This is a genomic window from Candidatus Methanoperedens sp., from assembly GCA_027460535.1.
GTDB lineage: Archaea > Halobacteriota > Methanosarcinia > Methanosarcinales > Methanoperedenaceae > Methanoperedens.
The window spans coordinates 16565-34818 of the sequence record JAPZAR010000020.1; the positions used below are offsets into that span (position 1 = coordinate 16565).

At 41.8% G+C, this 18254-nt stretch carries 19 protein-coding genes; 7 read left to right on the forward strand and 12 right to left on the reverse strand.

The genetic code is table 11. The annotated features are described in order from the left end of the window. Nucleotides 1–98: 98 nt before the first annotated feature. Both O8C65_08080 and O8C65_08085 read right to left on the reverse strand, forming a co-directional pair. Nucleotides 99–1154 carry an ABC transporter permease gene (locus tag O8C65_08080; protein MCZ7356875.1) on the reverse strand — a complete coding sequence of 352 codons (1056 nt, stop codon included), beginning with the start codon at nt 1152–1154 and terminating at the stop codon, nt 99–101. Then, nucleotides 1147–2880, reverse strand: a complete 1734-nt coding sequence (locus O8C65_08085; protein ID MCZ7356876.1) for an ABC transporter permease — start codon at nt 2878–2880, stop codon at nt 1147–1149. The genes O8C65_08080 and O8C65_08085 overlap by 8 nt, the downstream gene beginning before the upstream one ends. 304 nt (nt 2881–3184) lie before the next feature. Here O8C65_08085 and O8C65_08090 point away from each other — a divergent pair, with 304 nt between their 5' ends. The 5 genes from O8C65_08090 (at nt 3185) to O8C65_08110 (ending at nt 6735) form a co-directional block, all read left to right on the forward strand. Next, the gene (locus tag O8C65_08090; protein MCZ7356877.1) at nt 3185–3514 is read left to right on the forward strand and encodes a hypothetical protein; all 330 of its coding nucleotides are present in this window, start codon (nt 3185–3187) and stop codon (nt 3512–3514) included. Between the two features lie 14 nt (nt 3515–3528). Next, nucleotides 3529–4785: a clostripain-related cysteine peptidase gene (locus O8C65_08095; GenBank protein MCZ7356878.1), complete on the forward strand. Its 1257-nt coding sequence runs from the start codon at nt 3529–3531 to the stop codon at nt 4783–4785. Nucleotides 4786–4834: 49 nt separating this feature from the next. Continuing rightward, nucleotides 4835–5080 carry a hypothetical protein gene (locus tag O8C65_08100; GenBank protein MCZ7356879.1) on the forward strand — a complete coding sequence of 82 codons (246 nt, stop codon included), beginning with the start codon at nt 4835–4837 and terminating at the stop codon, nt 5078–5080. A gap of 194 nt (nt 5081–5274) precedes the next feature. Beyond that, nucleotides 5275–6525 (forward strand): DUF2341 domain-containing protein, encoded by a 1251-nt coding sequence (locus O8C65_08105; protein ID MCZ7356880.1) that lies wholly within the window; start codon nt 5275–5277, stop codon nt 6523–6525. Nucleotides 6526–6582: 57 nt separating this feature from the next. Continuing rightward, complete coding sequence (locus O8C65_08110; GenBank protein ID MCZ7356881.1) at nt 6583–6735, forward strand: hypothetical protein; 153 nt, start codon at nt 6583–6585, stop codon at nt 6733–6735. A gap of 11 nt (nt 6736–6746) precedes the next feature. On the opposite strand, the gene O8C65_08115 is transcribed toward O8C65_08110, so the two are convergent. From O8C65_08115 to O8C65_08135, 5 genes are all read right to left on the reverse strand, one after another. Further along, nucleotides 6747–9761, reverse strand: a complete 3015-nt coding sequence (locus tag O8C65_08115) for a ChaN family lipoprotein (GenBank protein MCZ7356882.1) — start codon at nt 9759–9761, stop codon at nt 6747–6749. Between the two features lie 344 nt (nt 9762–10105). Continuing rightward, on the reverse strand, nt 10106–10531 hold the full coding sequence (locus O8C65_08120; GenBank protein ID MCZ7356883.1) for a response regulator: 426 nt from the start codon (nt 10529–10531) through the stop codon (nt 10106–10108). 273 nt (nt 10532–10804) lie between these two features. Then, on the reverse strand, nt 10805–11041 hold the full coding sequence (locus O8C65_08125) for a KEOPS complex subunit Pcc1 (protein MCZ7356884.1): 237 nt from the start codon (nt 11039–11041) through the stop codon (nt 10805–10807). Then, nucleotides 11038–12357, reverse strand: coding sequence for a DHH family phosphoesterase (locus O8C65_08130; GenBank protein MCZ7356885.1), 1320 nt, complete (start codon nt 12355–12357; stop codon nt 11038–11040). The genes O8C65_08125 and O8C65_08130 overlap by 4 nt, the downstream gene beginning before the upstream one ends. Before the next feature lie 6 nt (nt 12358–12363). Then, nucleotides 12364–12822, reverse strand: coding sequence for a 30S ribosomal protein S15 (locus O8C65_08135; protein MCZ7356886.1), 459 nt, complete (start codon nt 12820–12822; stop codon nt 12364–12366). A 546-nt stretch (nt 12823–13368) separates the two neighbouring features. Between O8C65_08135 and O8C65_08140 the strand changes: the two genes are divergently transcribed. Continuing rightward, a complete protein-coding gene (locus O8C65_08140) occupies nt 13369–14799 on the forward strand; it encodes a glycosyltransferase family 39 protein (GenBank protein ID MCZ7356887.1) in 1431 nt (476 codons plus the stop codon). Between the two features lie 102 nt (nt 14800–14901). On the opposite strand, the gene O8C65_08145 is transcribed toward O8C65_08140, so the two are convergent. Together O8C65_08145 and O8C65_08150 are read right to left on the reverse strand one after the other, a co-directional pair. Further along, nucleotides 14902–15936 (reverse strand): class I SAM-dependent methyltransferase family protein, encoded by a 1035-nt coding sequence (locus O8C65_08145; GenBank protein ID MCZ7356888.1) that lies wholly within the window; start codon nt 15934–15936, stop codon nt 14902–14904. A gap of 24 nt (nt 15937–15960) precedes the next feature. After that, entirely contained in the window at nt 15961–16086 is a 126-nt protein-coding gene (locus tag O8C65_08150) for a hypothetical protein (GenBank protein ID MCZ7356889.1), read from the reverse strand. A gap of 77 nt (nt 16087–16163) precedes the next feature. Here O8C65_08150 and dph5 point away from each other — a divergent pair, with 77 nt between their 5' ends. Continuing rightward, a complete protein-coding gene (gene dph5 / locus O8C65_08155; GenBank protein ID MCZ7356890.1) occupies nt 16164–16952 on the forward strand; it encodes a diphthine synthase in 789 nt (262 codons plus the stop codon). Nucleotides 16953–16957: 5 nt separating this feature from the next. On the opposite strand, the gene O8C65_08160 is transcribed toward dph5, so the two are convergent. From O8C65_08160 to O8C65_08170, 3 genes are all read right to left on the reverse strand, one after another. Next, a complete protein-coding gene (locus O8C65_08160) occupies nt 16958–17095 on the reverse strand; it encodes a hypothetical protein (protein MCZ7356891.1) in 138 nt (45 codons plus the stop codon). A 166-nt stretch (nt 17096–17261) separates the two neighbouring features. Further along, on the reverse strand, nt 17262–17417 hold the full coding sequence (locus O8C65_08165; protein MCZ7356892.1) for a hypothetical protein: 156 nt from the start codon (nt 17415–17417) through the stop codon (nt 17262–17264). 73 nt (nt 17418–17490) lie between these two features. Further along, on the reverse strand, nt 17491–18231 hold the full coding sequence (locus O8C65_08170; GenBank protein ID MCZ7356893.1) for a fumarylacetoacetate hydrolase family protein: 741 nt from the start codon (nt 18229–18231) through the stop codon (nt 17491–17493). Between the last annotated feature and the right edge of the window lie 23 nt (nt 18232–18254).

Below are 18254 nucleotides of genomic sequence, written 5' to 3' on the forward strand. Positions count from 1 at the left end.
CGTACGGTAACTTAAATTCAACAAGCTCAACAGAAAAATAGGTCGCGGTTATTTTGAAAATTGTTTTAATTAATAATAGCTTTTCCAGCCCTCGCATATCAATTCATATTTCTATCCATATTTCTAATATAAATATACAACGGAAGGGCAATAAACGCGTATAACCCGAAAAAAACAAGTACATCCGAACCTGCGGCGCCGCTTGATAATCTGGTCACAAGATTAAAAGGCGAATTTGCGAAGAGATATCCGCCCATGAACAGCAGTATGAGAATAAGGGAATATACATACTGCGAAATGATCCGTTCCCTGTATCTGACAGCAACAATTGCCCCGACAAGGACGATCACAGAAGCGACTATCCCTGCCAGCAGCAGTATTAACCAGGTGTTATGAACTTCAATATGGTTAAACCGCAGGAGTGCGAGCCATAAGAAAGCCTGCAAAGGGACGATCATCACTGCGGTTATCATTTTACCGTAGATTATTTCCAAAAAAGAAACCGGGGATACCAGCAGTAGATCCATTGTCTTACGCTCATATTCCTCGGTTATCATATCAATTATCAGGCCGCCAGAAATGAAAACAGGGGTAAATACAAGGAGCGGGATAAGTATGCCGTAAATAAACTCAAAATAGGTCGAAGTTTTCTTGGGAACGTCATCGACATATAATCGTATCGGCTCAAAACCTGTCCTTGGATTTCTTGCATCCCTCACATACGTTTCAAAATCCTCAAGGGGTTTCTTGAGCGCAAGGGTAACAAGAGTCCCTTTTATGTCTGATTTCGGCAGGTATAGCACCAGCTGGATGATCTCGTTACCATCCGGGCTGACGGCAGGGACAACAAGAACGGCGTCGATCTTGTTATTGTTAAAATCCGCGAGCGCTGATGGAAGGTCGATGTAATAGTGCGGAGCCACCTGGCTTTTTCCAATGAACTGTTTTAAATCCCCTCCGCCCACAATTCCCACTTTTGCTCTCGGAGCATCGTATTTATCAAGGGCTGAAGGATCAAAGAAGGATGCGAGGCCTATAACGAGCAGGGAAGAAAAAGATGCGAGCATCAACTGTATAATGATTGCAAGGATGAGTGTCTTCTCGCTGAGGAGCGATTTCATCTCTTTTTGCGCAACTGCCGTGACATTACCCAAACAGGACCCCCCTTACCAGATACAGGTTATATAAAGAATGTATGATCGATGCAAGGATGATCGAAAAAAGGTAGTTCCCGGTAGTTTTCAGGGATAACGAGGCGATCGTGGTACTGGTAACATGCAACAGTAGTGGTAATATTAGAAGGCCGATACCCATCACGGACCCGAAGACCGAGCCCCCAATGCTGGCGATAACGACAAGCAGTAAGACTTTTTCACCGATGAAAAATCCTGCACCTGAAAGAAGCCCGAATGCAAAGGCATTGCGCGTTGTGGCGGGCTTTATTTTTCTTGAAAAAACAGTGTAGATCCCGACCGATTTCACCACTTCTTCTATCAACGCAGCCAGAGCGATGAAAATTATTATTCCTGTGCGTATGGGAAGGTTGAACATCAGGACGATAAGCATCAGTTGTATCGAGAACACAAGGGGCAAAAGCGCGATGCTCAAAAAGAAAAGCGGTGCAGGCACCCGATCAATGAATACCTGGACAGAGTCAAGAAGTTTGCTCTTTATAGGCTTCTGGGTGAAAAGGTCCTCCTCGCGGTAGATGAATATCCCGAACATGAATATCAGGATAGAAACAAGATAAAAAGGTATGGTCGAGAACAGGTAGTCACTTGCTGAAACCGTTTCATTTTCCAGGAGTCTGACCACAAGGGTCATCGGTGATATGATGCTGATGGCATGGATATTGGCGAACATCGCGGGGAGGAAAATATAACCTGAGAGAATGACTGAGAGGAATACGAGGATAAAAGTAAGCTCTTTGAAACTGCGCGCGATTATCGCTCCCAGGAAAGCCGTTGAAAGGAAAAGAAGGGATACCGGGAGCAAGAGAACTACTATCCATGCATTCCCCCCCATGTAGAACGATATGGCAGACATTAAAGCCAGGGTTACGAGGAGATATGGGAGAAGTTTACCTAATACTATCTCATATGGTCTTGCAGGGGAAACGAGTAAAAGTTCACCTTTTCGCTTCACCCTTTCTTCCATTATGCTTCCTGAATAAAGCTGGGCCACGAAGTACATGGGGAAGATAAAGAGAAAACTCAGTACAACGGATTTGAAAGGGATGGGCGGATTGAAATGCGAAGGAGTTGCAAGAGCCTGTTCTCTTATCGGGCTCTTTTGTGTATTGGCGACTTCTTTTATGGAAGGGATTGTATCTTTCCGGGTTTGTTCGGGGGTTTTTTCTGGGGTTGCGGGATTTTCTGTTTTGTCCGGGGATGCGGTGTCAGGCAATTTCTGAAGCGAAATAGGCGCAAATATCCGCTCCCTTTCAAGATTCTTTATTGTTATCCATACGGGAAAGGTGTCGTTCAGATCGTTGTATGAAAGAAGCCTGGCTTCATCGTATCTCAGAATGGCTTTATCAAGGGCATCCAATGCCGAAATAGATTTTTCAGAATTCGTGTGGGTTACCTTATTTCCGGATATCAGTATGTCAAAGCCGCCCATTTCAAACAGTCCTTTTGCCACTGGTTCTTCTGCAATATAGACCTCGAATTTATCATCGGTCTTCAGCACGGATGCCAGGGAAGGGTCTGTGACCACGACTTTATAGATATTATCGTTCAGGTGGAGCCCCTCTTGTGAAACATTAAAGGAGACCGCCGCGATTAGAATTATCAGGCAGGCTGAAAGAATAATCGTTTTTTTACCGAAGCCCAACCTCGTCCGTCTCAGTTCCCATTTCGAGATCGCCAATAAACCCATCGCATTTATATTACTGTTTGATTAAATAATAGTTTCTATATCTAGATAGAAAATTATAGGGTATCGACCGCCATTCTGAAGAAGGATGTGTTAGCGTGGATGGCCTTGAATTTCCGCCCGATTAGCTTTTTCCAGCAAAGCCTTTGCCTGTTGCGGAAGGCATAACGAATCCTCAGTAACTTCCCAAAAAGATTTTTGCAAAAATAGGATTGATGAATATGGCCAAGATTCAGTAATAATCGGCTGATAAACAGTACTGTTCAGGCAATCAAAAACTATATATCACAAGGTGGCCTAGGAGTTAATGGATGAGTGGCTGGATTTGAGAATTCTATCACTAATTATCGTTTTGAGATTGATGGAGGAGTGTAAAAATATGGAAAATCAAAGACTTGGAATGCTCCCGGATTATCCAGATTTTCGGGACTATACATTCGAAAATAGGGAATTACTTGAAAAAGAAGAGGTTTACAACCTTATTTCACCGATTGGGTCGGAAAAAATCGATTTAACGACTTTGCCACAGTGCGCAGATCCCAGGTTGGCTGCCTTACGATTATGTACTGAAAGAGGCGGCAGCAGATTTCTGGTCCCTACTCCAGCGGGTGGATATGGAGCGTTCAGGATCTACTAGTTAAGGAATAGATCATGGCAACGAAAAAATGGACAGTTCTGGTATACCTCGCAGGTGATAACAACCTCGATGAGGATGGAGCAAGAGATCTTGCAGAAATGGCAAAAATAGGGTCTAATGACAATATAAACGTAGTTGCCCAGTTTGACAGGGCAGGCAAAACTGGAACACAAAGGTTCTACATCACTAAAGGCGGCGGATACCCAAAAGACAGCATTGCAGACCTCGGTGAAACCAACACAGGCGATCCCAAAGTACTGATAGATTTCTTGAAATGGGGCATCACGGCATATCCGGCTGAACATTACATGGCAGTACTCTGGAACCATGGTAGTGGATGGAACGAGGACGACGTCTATGACAGGGCGGTAAAGGTTAGTCCTGAGAAAGAAAAATTCCCGCTGATGGCAAAGAGGGCTTTCCGTGATAAAAGGATAAAGAAGGTGATGTTCAGCACCACAATGGATGAAATATTGAGCCAGCCGGCAGCATTAAGAGGCATCCTTTATGATGACGAATCAAAGGACTTCCTTGACAATGCTGAAATGAAGAACGTACTCATCGAAGCTGCAAAACTGACCCCTAACAAGCGTTTCGATATAATAGGTTTTGATGCCTGCCTGATGAATACGGTAGAAGTGGCTTACCAGCTTAAAGATACAGCAAAGGTAATTGTTGGATCAGAAGAAACAGAACCAGACGCAGGGTGGCCATACGACAGTGTTCTTGGTGCCCTTGCTGCAAATCCTTCCATGAGCCCGCAGGAATTTGGCAAGGCAATAGTGGATCTGTATATAAGATCCTACGATAAAGGCGTTAACAGCGAACCTGTAACAATGGCAGCTGTCAATCTCGATAAGATATCTGCTCTGATATCAACTATAGATAAATGTGCTGTTGCTCTTAAAAAGAATATTGCGGCCCAAGATACGTTCAATGATATAATGCTCTGTTCTGAAAATGTACAGAAGTTTTATTATCGAACATATAAGGATATTTTCGACTTTGCAAAACTAATCAAGGAAAAGTCAAAAGTTAAAGAGATACAGGACACATGTGCAGGTGTAATGGAAGCATTGAAACCTTCAGACAATAGTTACGTAATAGCTTCAATGTCTCTCACCACAAATATGGCGAATGCCCATGGTGTCTCTGTATATTTCCCTGGACGCGAAAGCTACACCAAGTATTACGACAGGCTTGACTTTGCAAGAAAGAGCAAGTGGGATGAATTCATAAAAGCATACCAGAAAGCGTATGATACGTATTAGGATCAGTGGTTATCTTACCACTATTTTTACTAAAGGATGGTGAAAAAAAATGGAATTATACTTTTATCCTGAAAAAACAGAAGAAATGGCAAAAGCCCTTAAGGTGGCGAAAAGAGAAGAAGAATCTCTATATAAGCTGACAGAGTTAGTAAAAAAAATACAGGATGATTTAGAGGGATCTAAATTGCCTAAATGGGAAGTATCTCTAAAAGGGTATATCGAGGTATCTTCAGGAGGATTATTACCCGGTGGAAAAACCGGGTTCGAAGCTACGATAAAAATATCAAGCCCCTGAATATCATCTTTTAAACGCTTCATTTTTAAGGGCATTTTCTGACATCGAGATCATGCGATGCTATTCCACCGAAGGACTCAACGCCTTGTTACTTATGGCCTTAAGCGATGCTTGTCCGATGGAACTATCACGAAGAATATATATAATAATAGGTAAAGTATTATTGAAAATGGCATTATGAGAAAGTGTGTGGTGTGAAACGAATAATAATATGGCTGCTTGCCATGCTGGTAATTGTTAGTGCTCCAGGCATGGCTGCTCCGGACCTTTCGAATTCAGGTGGAGGAAGCTGGCAGTATTACAGAGATGTAAATATCAGTGAAAAATCTGGTTCCACTCTGACTGATTATCAGATACATTTACAGCTTTCAAGCAACAATTTCACCAACGGTGCACAAATCTACGGTGAAGACATAAGGTTCATGGATGCGAAAGGGAATGAATTGAGTTACTGGATTGAGTATTGGGATGCCATTGCAGGAAGCGCAAGAATGTGGGTGAAAGTGAACATACCGCAGAGAGGAAGCACGGGTATTCGAATGTATTATGGAAATCCTAATGCGAGCAGCTCAAGCAATGGCAGCAGGACTTTTATATTTTTTGATGATTTCCAGAATAACGATCTTGCTGCGAACTGGGAAATATATACGATAAGGTATAATATTTCATCAGAAGGCCTCAAAACATCGCAAAACTTTTCGGAAAACAGCCTGAATGTTAGTGAATTTGAGGGGCAGCAGATAATATCTGGAAGTACTTTGAGAAATTCTGATTATGAATACGGCAAAGGATTAAGGACAGTAAAAAGCTTTACACCGCCGTTGATCTATGAGATAGACCGCATCTCAATAAATCCATTGGGGGATGGAGTGCTGGGATTCATCCATTTATATCAGGACGACAATAACTGGTATAGTTATGGCGGTGGAATTAACAGGAAAAATGAGGAACACAAAATATTCAGAGTGTCCAAAATATCAAGAGTCCCGCTTGAAACATTCAGCGATGATGTTGGAGACATAGATGATTATGGTTTCCATGTATTCAGGATCGTGCATGACGGAACAAACGTTAAGTTCTATATGGATAATGTTCTTGAAGTCTCAGAGAATGTTTCAACTTTAAATAATCTGAAAATAGGAACATCTTCCTGGTTAAAGACAGATGTTTCAACTATTAAAGTAGTATTTGATAATGCAAGAGTCCGCAAATATGCCACCCAGGAACCGACCATAGAAGTCGGGCCTGCCATACCAATTGCAACTCCAACTCCACTTCCCACCACACCTCCGACTCCGCTTCCCACCACGCCTCCGACTCCGCTTCCCACCATATCTCCGACTACCACCCCAATTATAGACCCTGCAGTTGCGACCATAGTTACAGCATTAATTGGAGCAATAGCTTCAATCATTGTAGCTGTTTTAGCGCTAAAGAAAAAATAGAAACGTTGAGAAAATGCGACAATCTTCCTCTGGATTTGTGTTCCAGCTTATTATTCCTTGAAAGATGGTTTGGTTCCCTACTTGTGGGCAAAGGCTATTCCTTTTGAAGTGAACCAACCTGCAGCCAAAAAAACAAGACCCTGCGCGGGAGTGGAGATGCGAGCAAAACTCGCAGAGGCTGTAAAGAAATACAAATATGTTGTGGCGTAACAAGACTCAAATTAAAGAGTAATCGCAAATTCAAGCTCTTTCTCCCCGGCCAGGTTCTTTCTCAATATCCTGACTTTTATAGTATCACCTTCCTTTTTATCAAACATAGAGATCTTTACATCCTCTATGCCCTCGATTTTCCAGTCATCAATGGAGATGAAGATATCATCTTTTTTGAGCCCTGCTTTCTCTGCGACGCTATCATTTTCGACATCGACTATTCTGACCCTGCCATCTGCTTCCGTGAGGAAAATCCCAATCTGCACGGCAGGTAGCGGCGGTATGGGTTTCGGGAAAAGCACAAAATTCCCCACATCTTCATCAGTGCTCTCCGAACCCTGTATCAATGTTGCATAATCTTTACCGTTTAGCCTGAATGCGCGTTTCGGGATACCCGAACCATACATAATATGTCCGGAACCGGCAAGTACAACAATCTGGTAATCCGGGTTCTGTTTCAGGAATTCATCCACTGAATGAGCCATGGTTTCATCCCAGAGTATCTGGGACTGGTAGAAATAGTTAAAGTTTCCGAACCCTTGATCTCCATGCTGGTCGAAAATCTCTTTAAGACTTTTTTTGTAATCCTCATCCGACATATCCATATCCTTGGGGATTTGTTTTTTTTCCTCATCAGTCAGGACGTCAAGACCGCCTTTTGTAACATTTTCAATGATCTCTGACCGAAGATTAAGGGCTACTACAGGGATATTCTTTGCTTTTGCAAAATTAATAATCTCCCTGTAAAGATTATAATCATATCCCCACCTCTTGAAATACTGGGTTTGTTTCAAAAATTCCTTTTCAGTTATATTTCCGGCGATATAATCATCTATAGCCTTCTGGAACGGTTTCTGGAACATCTCCATGCCAATGGCAAACTTATGTCCCTTCTCAGAGAGGTTCATAATAATCGAAAGCTGCACCTTATGTTCTTCATAACTGTCATGTGTTTCTCCGATATAGATAATAGTCTTGTCAGAAATATTGCGGACGATCTCATCGAGTTTAATTGTCTTTTGAGGCTGGATCCCCAGCACGGGCTCGTATAAACTAAGCCTTATCCCATTTTCGGTTCCATCTGTTTTATTCTCTACATTCTTACCTTTTTCAAACCTTATAAGAGAATATTGCCCGTAGTGAAATATCTTTCTTGACGCAAGGTCAACCTCCTCTTTTGAATCTCCCTCGGCAACAGCTATCACCTTTGAAGTGTTCAGGGGATTTTCAGCTACGGCAAGGCTGAATCCCGGCCCTGGCATTTTCCATCCGCCGAAGAGCCTCTTAAGAATCGGGCTGTCAGAACCTAACACGAGAATGGAAGATGCTGTTATATCTTCATCTTTAATTTCCTTTTCTTCCTTTGCGATAAAACCCTCACCTTTGAAAACGTTTATTAAATCCTCATATTTTTCTTTATCTTTTTCAGGGATAACGATGAGCCTTTTTTCATCTCCCAGGAGCCTTGATATAACAGGCGGGGTTTCTTTTTCCGAAAGTCTGCGCATTAAGTCGTAGTCGCCGTCAAAAACCATTTCTTGAGGGGTCCCGTTTGAAGGGACCTCAAACGTCTCATTTTCCTTTCTTATTTCCAGTATCTTTGTGACTTCACCTTTATCTGTATTTATCTTGAGCGGTAGATTGAATTCATACGGCTCACCTTCCTGGATAACCTTAAAAGATGTTGTTGGGACGCCATCCAGGACGACCACTCTCTGGTCTTCTACATTGATTGATATCGCCCCTTTTCTGTAAAGCCACTGGTTGAAAAACCGCTCCAGGTTCCTGCCTGAGGCGTTTTCAAAGGCTATTTTCACATCATCCCATGTTGCGTCCTGAGATGCCTTTTCTTTGATAAGTCCCCTTAATCCCCTGTAGAATGCATCGTCTCCTATCTCGTTATTAAGCATATGGAATAACATTGTCCCCTTTCCATAGCCAATTGCCTCGGATGCGAAATCCGTCCTCTGGAAGAAATCTGCAAGTTTAGTCTCTTTATCAGGTTTAACATAGCTCTGATAATCGATGAGGAGTTTCTTCCTGTACTGCTCACCCTCGCCTTTCTGTTTTTCATAAAGATAGTCGGACTGGTAAGTAGTCAGCCCCTCTATCCAGTTTCCTTTTTCAAAGTCATCGTAAACGTAATTTCCAAACCACTGGTGCAGGATCTCATGTCCCAGGGATGTATTGACAATGAATGGAAGACGTATGACATCCCTGCCCAGGAGTGTAAATGTGGGCATTGAATACCCTGTGGGAAGAACGTTCTCAACGACGGAAAACCGTTTGTACGGGTAAGGGCCTATAAGCTCCTCATACATCTTCATGTATTTCTTTGTATATTCGATGTAAGTATCTGCTCGTGAGATGTCTTCAAGATATCCAATAATGTCATGTGAGATGTTGCCAGGGAAAAAATATACATAAATGTCTACACCATGATATGTTTCTTTCCGTATCATGTATTTGCCTGCAACAAGGTTTATTTTATGCAGAGGGTAAGGAAAGTTGGAGGTATATTCCATACCCCGCGATGTATTCTCAGCAGTAATCCCATCCGCCTCGGAGACTGCACTAAAACCTTCCGGAAGGAGCGCCTTCAAATGATAATATGCTAAGTTGTCTATACGTGGATACCATATTCCTGTCAGGGATATTCCCTCATCACTGATAATATCATTTGAGACTACGCCGGCATTTTGAAGATTTTCATTTGCATTTACTTCCCCAGGCTTATATTCGAAAAATACTTCAAGAGTGCCTTTGCCTTTTACCTTGAATATCCCCTCTTTGATCTGAGGCTCCAGAGGCAATCCGTTTAGCATTACAGAGGTGATTTTGAGGTTTCCGGTAGAAATGTTCATCTCCCTGTTTTCTGAAAGGGTAGTCGTTGAGACGCCTTTGAGAAGATTTTTTGAAATATCGAACGAGACAGAGAGGTTGCAAAACGGAAGGTTTTCCGCTGCCGCTACATTGGATATGAAAACTCCACTCACGAGAAGTGCAATAAATAGTATGATTTTCATCTTAACCCCCTATGTCAGGTACCTTTCTGGTTGTTACTGTCGACATTATGAATTCATCTTAACATTAAATAAAGTTTTGTTCAATATAGGAGTTTATAATTCTCACTAATCGGGTAAAGATGCTGATATCAAGGTGCTACATGCACATGAACGCAGCTAAAAGAAGACTGAGCTCCGCCATGTCTGTCCACTACAAACTGCTTGCCTGATCGCAAGAATTAGAATGAGTCCCGGAATCTCTATAACAGAAACAATCATTATTATTATCGGTCAAAGCCTCTCGTTTTTCATGAAAACTCTTCACCTATAGATATTAAATATGTGCAATATACCCGACTATCCATCTAAAATACCTTGTAAAGATGTTGGTTCGATGAGGATAAACAATTGTCGTAGTGCCTTTTGACCATTAGCCATGATTTCACTCTTGCTCTTAATTCGCCTATGTCTATAGGTTTGCTCATGAAATCATCTGCACCTGCCTCTATAGCTTTCATCTTATCCTCATTTCCGTCGAGGACTGTTACCATTACAATGGGGATTGCCGCGGTTTTTTTATTGGTTCTAAGCTCTTTGCAGACCGCATAACCGTTTGTGTTCGGCATCATTATGTCCAGGAGAATAATGTCAGGGAGTATTTTTTCCGCCTTGATTAACCCATCAATCCCGCTCTTTGCTTTCACAACCTCGTACTCTAACGATAAGATCCCCTCCATGAATTCGATATTCAATGGCTCATCATCCACTACCAGTATTTTCAGTTTATTCATACTATTGTTATTTTTATATATTTATATGTTTTTTTATGATATCAACCACATGTATTGGTTTTGAGATGTGATCATCCAGGCCAGCTTCGGTGATTCTTTCTTTATTTCCCTTCATGGAATACGTTATCAAAGCTATTACTGTTTAATATACTCTTAATAATTATAAATATATAATGCTTACGCTAAGATTTTTATCGTGAAATACTTCATTAGTCACGAAACCGCCTACGACGTATGAGGCCTGAATGTAGTATTTCCAGGGAACATGCGAAATTATTCCCTTTGTGTTTTCTCGATCATATCGCACGCTATCTTTGCATTCATAAGATAGTCGTCAACCGAGGAAAGGACCGTACCTATCTTCCCGGATGCGAATGTGACAGTAACTGTATTCTCCCCGATTTCTGTCCTGATCTCCGAAAGATTATCCGGGGCAAGCGATTTTGCGATCGTATCCACCATTTCATCTGCTCTCTCGCCCTTGAAAACCAATTTTCCCATTATCTTCATGCTTTCCCTTTCAACTGTTTTCCGATTATGGAATCAAGGATATCGATGAATTTCATCGCCGTTCCTTTGGGTATTGTGGCACCTGAGGCTACATCATGCCCTCCGCCCATACCCCCGACGGATGAGGCCGCTTCGCGCATTCCGGCTGCAAGGTCAAGTCCCGCTGCGACTAATTTTCTTGTTCCCCGGGCTGAGATCTTTATCATGTTTTCCACTTCGTTCAATGTCACGAAGGGTTTGTCGGGAAACAAATAGCGTGTCATGGTGCCCGCGATCGCGCCCGTACCGCTTGAATCCTCAAGCATGACATACCTCAAATTCTGGCCAGACCTTACATGTGTCTGCGCTTTCCTGATAGTGCTGATAAGAACCCGCTGATTTTCCCTCATAGTCTCAAGGGCTTCACTGGCAGCCGAAGTATCCCGCATGCAGACAGCCAGACCAAGACCCGCTCTTTCCGCATTTCCACATGCGTTCAGTACATTCACAAGATCATACATATTGGATATGACCTCATTATTCAGGATGAAAATCTCCCCTATCAATGACTCTATTGCCGGCAGGCTTCCCTGCCTTGCCAGCTTCAGCGCGATGAGGGAAGCGAATTTCGTCATTTGCTCATTTGTAAGATCTTTAATCCTTCCACCTACTCCCGCCTCCTCAAGAAATCCCCGGATCTTGTCCTTATCGCCCGTTATATCCAGAAAAGGATCTATACTGGATTCGAAGAATTCCCCAACCGGGTCGTCTCCCATTCGCAGCCCTTTCCTGACAGATACTATCTTTTTTTCAACTGCTTCGTCCAGGATGAACTTATTAGCTCCTTTCATGGGCTGTTTATCGCCGGTCGCCCCGGCTATAGCAAGTCCTGCAAGATCGGTATTTTCACCCATCTCCCTGGCTACCATATAAGCGCCGCATGAGGCGCACAACTCCGATGATCCATCGATCCCCACAAGATGGGGGTTGAGCTGGAGATGTTCCAGTTCACCTGTGGGTTTATGATGGTCGATAATTATTGCTTCTTTTATCTTTGAAGAAAGTTCTGTCTGGCCGCTCCCCATGTCGCATAAGATGACTGTCCCGGAGGATGTTTTTTCTATCAACTCGATCGTAGACTGATCAAAATGGCTGACAATCGTGGCATGGAACTGTATCCCGCTCCTGTGCAACGCATTGCACATTATTCCGGCAGCAGATATGCCATCAGCGTCATTGTGGGAAATGAGCCTCACCGAGTCGAGTTCGGATATGGCAGCTGCCACCTTCTTACTTAATGTCTCAAGCTCAATGAGGCTCTGCTTTCCATCAATCATCGCGACTTATCTTGAGATCAACAACTCGGCCCGTTCCATTGAATATTTCCAGTCAGAAGGCAGCACACCTTCCCTGCGATAGTATTTTTCAAGCCGCCTTATCTTAGACACCATATTATTGATAGACCGCTTGTTATGTGCATCCTTCGGGTTCCTGTCAAGATGTTTTTTCAGGTCAAGCACCTTTACGATCAGGTTACGGATATCCTCTGGTACGCTTGGAGCCACATTTTTTTCCTTCATGATGGTAAATATTTTTTTACCGGCCGCAAGATGGACATCAGGAACACCATTGCGATCCCTTAAAATCATTCCGATCTGGCTGGATGTTTTGCCCTGGTTTGCAAGCTGTATTATTGCTTTCTCAATCTCTTCTTTATTCGAATTCGACCAGGCGGGCGGTTCTGCCCGATAGGGCTTCTTTGATCCGGACTGCCCTTTTTTGCGTGTATGCATTCTTGCCAATTAATTTCCTCCAATAATCATTTATTTCTGTTTTTGTTTGTATTCTATAAAAGCGAAGGCAAATCTTAATGGAGAATGTATATTAAATACCTTTCCAAAAACACATGATAGTTTTTTAACATAGTAAAAAAAAGACAATCGCTAATTGATTCTCAACGTTATAAATCTTGTGAGTACCTTTCAATTCGTATTGGTAAATGCCCTAAAGTGCAACATTTCTCACTTGATTGACCTAAAAATAACCCATAATAATTTAATACGGGGTTACTATTTATTGTAGTCACGTTTATTACAAGACGGATAGTTTTTTGAATCCATTGGTTCTCTTTTAACCTTTGTTACAGTTTTGTAGATGTTCAAAATAGTGCTCCATCAAATGATTAATATGTCCGCCCTGATGATATCGAAGTAATGGCTTTGCATGCGAATATCTTTTTTCTTGAAGGAAAGCTAATTGAAGCTGAGAAGGGTTTATTGGCTCTGAATCCCAACTATCCTTTGGCATTATATTTATAGGGCGCAGTGTAATAATATAGGAGAGCTACAATGAAAAAACAACTTAAAACGAAACAGATAGTTAAGAATTCGTTTGATTGGTTAATTCCAATTATATTTTTAATATCATTAATAAATTCATTACGTGCAGCATTCTCACAGTATTATCTAATAGGATATGCTGATGATATTGCCCTGACTTTATGGGGTAAAGTTCATGGGATATCAATATCAATTCTGATAGACCAGACTGGAACGGGGTATAGACCAATAAGAAATCTTATGTTTGCTATTGGATACACGCTATGGGGTTCTAATACTTTCATGTATTATCTGCTTAACGGCATACTATTTGCAGGAGCAATGATATTTTTATATCTAATAGTGAAAATGTTCAGTAATAAATTCGGAGGGGTATGTGCAGTTCTCCTTTACATTTTCTTAGACGCAAGTTTTATTTTGGTATGGAAAATAAATTTTGTGGTGACTCTGTCTGAGTTATTTTTCATGATGGCAAGTTTATATTATTCATTTCGGTTCTATGAAAGTCATAACCGCAATCATTTGCTATTATCTTTCGTAATTGGAATCCTTGCATTCATGTCAAAAGAACCGTCTATTATCATAATACCAATAGTAAACTTGCTATATCTGATTAGTAAATCAGAACATGTGAACAAACCACATAGAAACATAATCATCGGTTTTTATATTCTAATTCCTTTCATATTTTTAGTAATAATGCTGGTCAAAGCTCCTGAAGTCGGAGGGCATCCTACAATCGATATGTTTAAAGAAAAATTATTTTTCTATATCGACCAAGAAGCAACATGGCAATTAAAGAATATTTATTTATTTGGGTTTGTTTTATTATTTAGTCTAATAAAAATAAAGGATGTTCGATATCAGATAGGATTGATATGGGTTGCAATTGGGATTACTTTAAATTCACTATCTACTCAAATTGTGCAACCAACCTATTTAGCTGAAGCAAATCTTGGATTTGTTTTTTTGTTTGGAATAATCATTAGCAGTATAAGGGCAGAACATAAATTGGTTCAAATCATCTTTGCGGCAATAATAATATTACAACTTGTTGCGATTCCCCAAGAAATAGCCAATACAAATAATTATCAAGAGAATGCAGCATCTTCGCAAACAGTCGTAAAAGAAATTGTAGTGTATTTAAAATCTAATATGAAAGAAAATGCAACTATATTTTATATTCCGTCTGATGTTAGAAGTAAATACGGTGAACAAATAGATGCAATATACTTCCAAGACTTATTGTGCCTTGAGAATAGATGTGACATTAATGTGAAGTTATTATCCAATAATACTAATAACGGTTACATTGTTTTGATAAGTAATCTGGACGTATATGTGTTTGTAAATGAATATAAAGAAATTATTTCGAGAAAAATATCCTCTCAGAAAGAATTTAAAATAGGACAAAATGTAGGATATGTATTACAAATATGATTCTACCTTGGAAACGAAGTTATTAAAATCCATCTCCCGATATTGGCGGCCGCCCAGAGGGTTCGGGCATAGCCCGAATCTGCCTGCAGGCGGACGGCGTCCTTAGTGCGTGGGTTGGGCGACAGTCCCTGCGCTGCGCGCTTCCTGCCGTCCAGTGCTCGCTGCGGTGGTGACCTGAAAATCAATACAGATATTATATTGATACGGCGCGTAAGGTCTTACAATCCTCCTATCAAGAGGTGTGATAAGCAAATTTAATTGTCGGGCAATGTCCTCAATTTTTTTCAGTATCCCATCGAACAGGTCGTCTTCATGCGAGATCGCATAGAAATGAATGATCCCGCCGTTTTTTATTGCCTGGAGCGCAGCCTCCAGGAACTCAAGTCCGCTGTGAGGCAGGTTCATAATGATATGATCGGAACCGGAAATCCCTTTAACGGCCTCTTTCGCCTCACCTTCTCTTATTTCAACATTCCCGATTTTGTTAAGTTTAATGTTTTTTTTTAGATATTTGATCGCATCAGGATTTTTATCAATTGCGATAACATGCGAGGCTGGGTTTCTTTTCGCGATCAGGATACTGAATGGCCCGACACCGGCGAACATATCCACGACCAGATCTCCGTCCTTTACCTGGTTTGCAATCCTCATCCGTTCTGTTGAAAGGCGCGGTGTGAAGTAAACCCGTGCAAGGTCTATCGAGTATCTGCACCCGTTTTCACTGTACAGCGTTTCGGTCCTCTTTTCCCCGGCAAGTATCGATAGCTCACGCGTCCTGAATTCTCCACTTACTGAAGTTTCCGCCACAACGACCGTTTTTATTTTCTTTTGCTTTATCAGCGCATCTGCAATTTGCTGCGCCTCGGGCTCGTGCCTGTCTATGACCACAATGTCCCCTATCTGCTCGTATGATGGTGAAAATCCCAGAATATCTGCTACGGTTTCCTCTTTCTCAAAAACTTCGAAATCCTCTTTTTCCATATCCCCAAATCCTGTGATCTGCCTGGTTACAGGCAACAAAAGCGTATCACCATCCGGCTTTATCTTCAGGTTCTTATCGAGAGCGCCGAGGGCGATGAGTTCAAGTCTTGTCTTCTCGCCATCCTTTTTGGGGACCCTGATGCAAAAAGATTCCATGTATCTTGAAAAGTCCAGGCGTTATTATCCAAAAAAAATTGTTCTTAGCAGCAAGATTGTCATTATTATGCCGGTCAAGATAGCTATGTATCCAAGAACACTGCCAATAATGATACCAAAGGATTTCAATTTTTCTTGATTTATTTCCATACTTTGATGTATATTCCCTTTATGTTTATAATTTTCCATGGTAAGGCTTACGGTCTTAATAGACAATATCATTAGCTATGATAACTTTTATTGGACTTGGGTTATACGATGAGAAAGATGTCACAATAAAGGGTTTGGAAGCTGTCAAGAATGCTGATATCGTTTTTGTCGAATTCTATACTTCGCATCTTGTCGGTACGACCATTGAAAAAATGGAAAAGTTATATGGCAGGAAATTGGCAGTTCTCACCAGGGAAGAGGTGGAACAGAATCCTTCATGGCTTTCCCAGGCCAAAGACAAAAATGTGGTGTTCTTATCAGGAGGGGACGCCATGGTCGCGACAACGCATATCGACCTTCGCCTACGCGCCATGGATATGGGTATTGATACTGCCATTATCCATGCCCCATCGATATCCTCTGCTGTCTCGGGCCTGACAGGATTGCAGAATTACAGGTTCGGCAAATCCACAACCATCCCTTTCCCATACACGCGCAGAGAAAAAACGGTCATTTCGGAAGCGCCGTACGATACAATCAAAATGAACAAGAGGAACGACCTTCATACACTTGTTTTTCTTGATATCGATAGGGAAAAAGGATTTATGGAAATAGGAAAAGCCATATCTATACTGCTGGAAATGGAAGAGAGGCGGGGAGAAGGGATACTATCGAATACCATTGCTGTGGGTGTAGCAAGGGCAGGGTCGGAATCCCCGACCATTCACGCCGACTACATCGAGAGATTACGGGATTATGATTTTGGAGCAGCGCTGCATGCACTGGTCATACCGGCAAGCCTTCATTTTATCGAGGCCGAAGCTCTTGTGAAATTGTGCGGGGCACCACCAGAGATTATGAAGTAAGATAATTATTTCAGCTTTCTTTTTTCTTTGGCAAGCTTTTTTTTAGCTTCGCCGCTTCCTGACGCCGCCATTTTTTCAAGCTCTGCTATTTTCTCCTTGCGGTCGCGCTCTTTTCTTTCCATGATCTTCTTCGACATTGCCATTAATATTCACTGTCCTTTCATCTTCGACAAAGTTCATTTCTTCCATTGTCCTTTTCAGACATGTCCTTATTCTATTTTCTGAAAGTATTTAAAATGATGGAATGAAATAGATCAGTTCTGCGCACAGCTATCCACAGGCCAAGACCAGGGAAGCTGATTCTGTCGATTATTTTATGCCAAACTTTTTCCTTCTTCTTTCTATCGAATCCTTCAGCCTGTCATGGTCGCTGCGGGGCATGTTGGCTTCAGGAAGCTTCTCTTCCGGCTTCTTGGGTGGTTTGCGTTTTCTGCTTTCCCATACATCATCATATACTTCCGACATTCTAAATTCACCTGACGATAATTTGAAGCCCAATTATTAATTTCATTCTTAATAAAGAGTAGTGCTGAAAAGATCAATTCTGTGTCACCACTCTATTTTTCAAGGTTCCGATATTCTGAATCTCGATCTCGACTTCATCCCCAACCCGCAGTTCGCCCACGCCTGGCGGGGTACCAGTGGCAATAACATCTCCCTGTTCCAGAGTCATTATGGCAGAAATAAACTCTACCAAATGCGGGACATCAAAGATAAGGTTTGATGTGCTTGAATCCTGCCTCAGTTCCCCGTTAACTCGTGTTTTGATGTAAAGGTTCGATACATCCAGCTTCTGATCCGCTATATAAGGACCGATGGGCGCAAAAGTATCAAAACACTTCGCCCTGGTCCACTGTGTATCTTTTTTCTGGAGATCTCTTGCCGTGACGTCATTAAAACACGTATACCCCATTATAACTTTTTTTGCATCTGCAGCCCGGATGTTCTTGCAACGCTTGCCGATCAATACAGCAAGTTCTCCTTCATAATCCATATGGCTGGTACTGCGTGGATATACAATATTTCCAAGGTGTCCTATCACCGCTGACTGGGGCTTTAAGAAAAGTATTGGATTGGGCGGCACTGGCATGTTCAACTCCTTTGCATGGTCGCGATAATTGAGACCCACGCAAATTATTTTGCTGGGCTGGGTTGGAGGCAATAATTCAAGGTCAGAAATCAAAAAGGTGTCACTGTACAGACCTTTATTCGCAACCACATTTTCTCCCCTCACTTCTCCGTAAAATATCTCATCGCCGTATTTGAATCTGCCAATCATTATATATCCTCATTTCCTTTGTG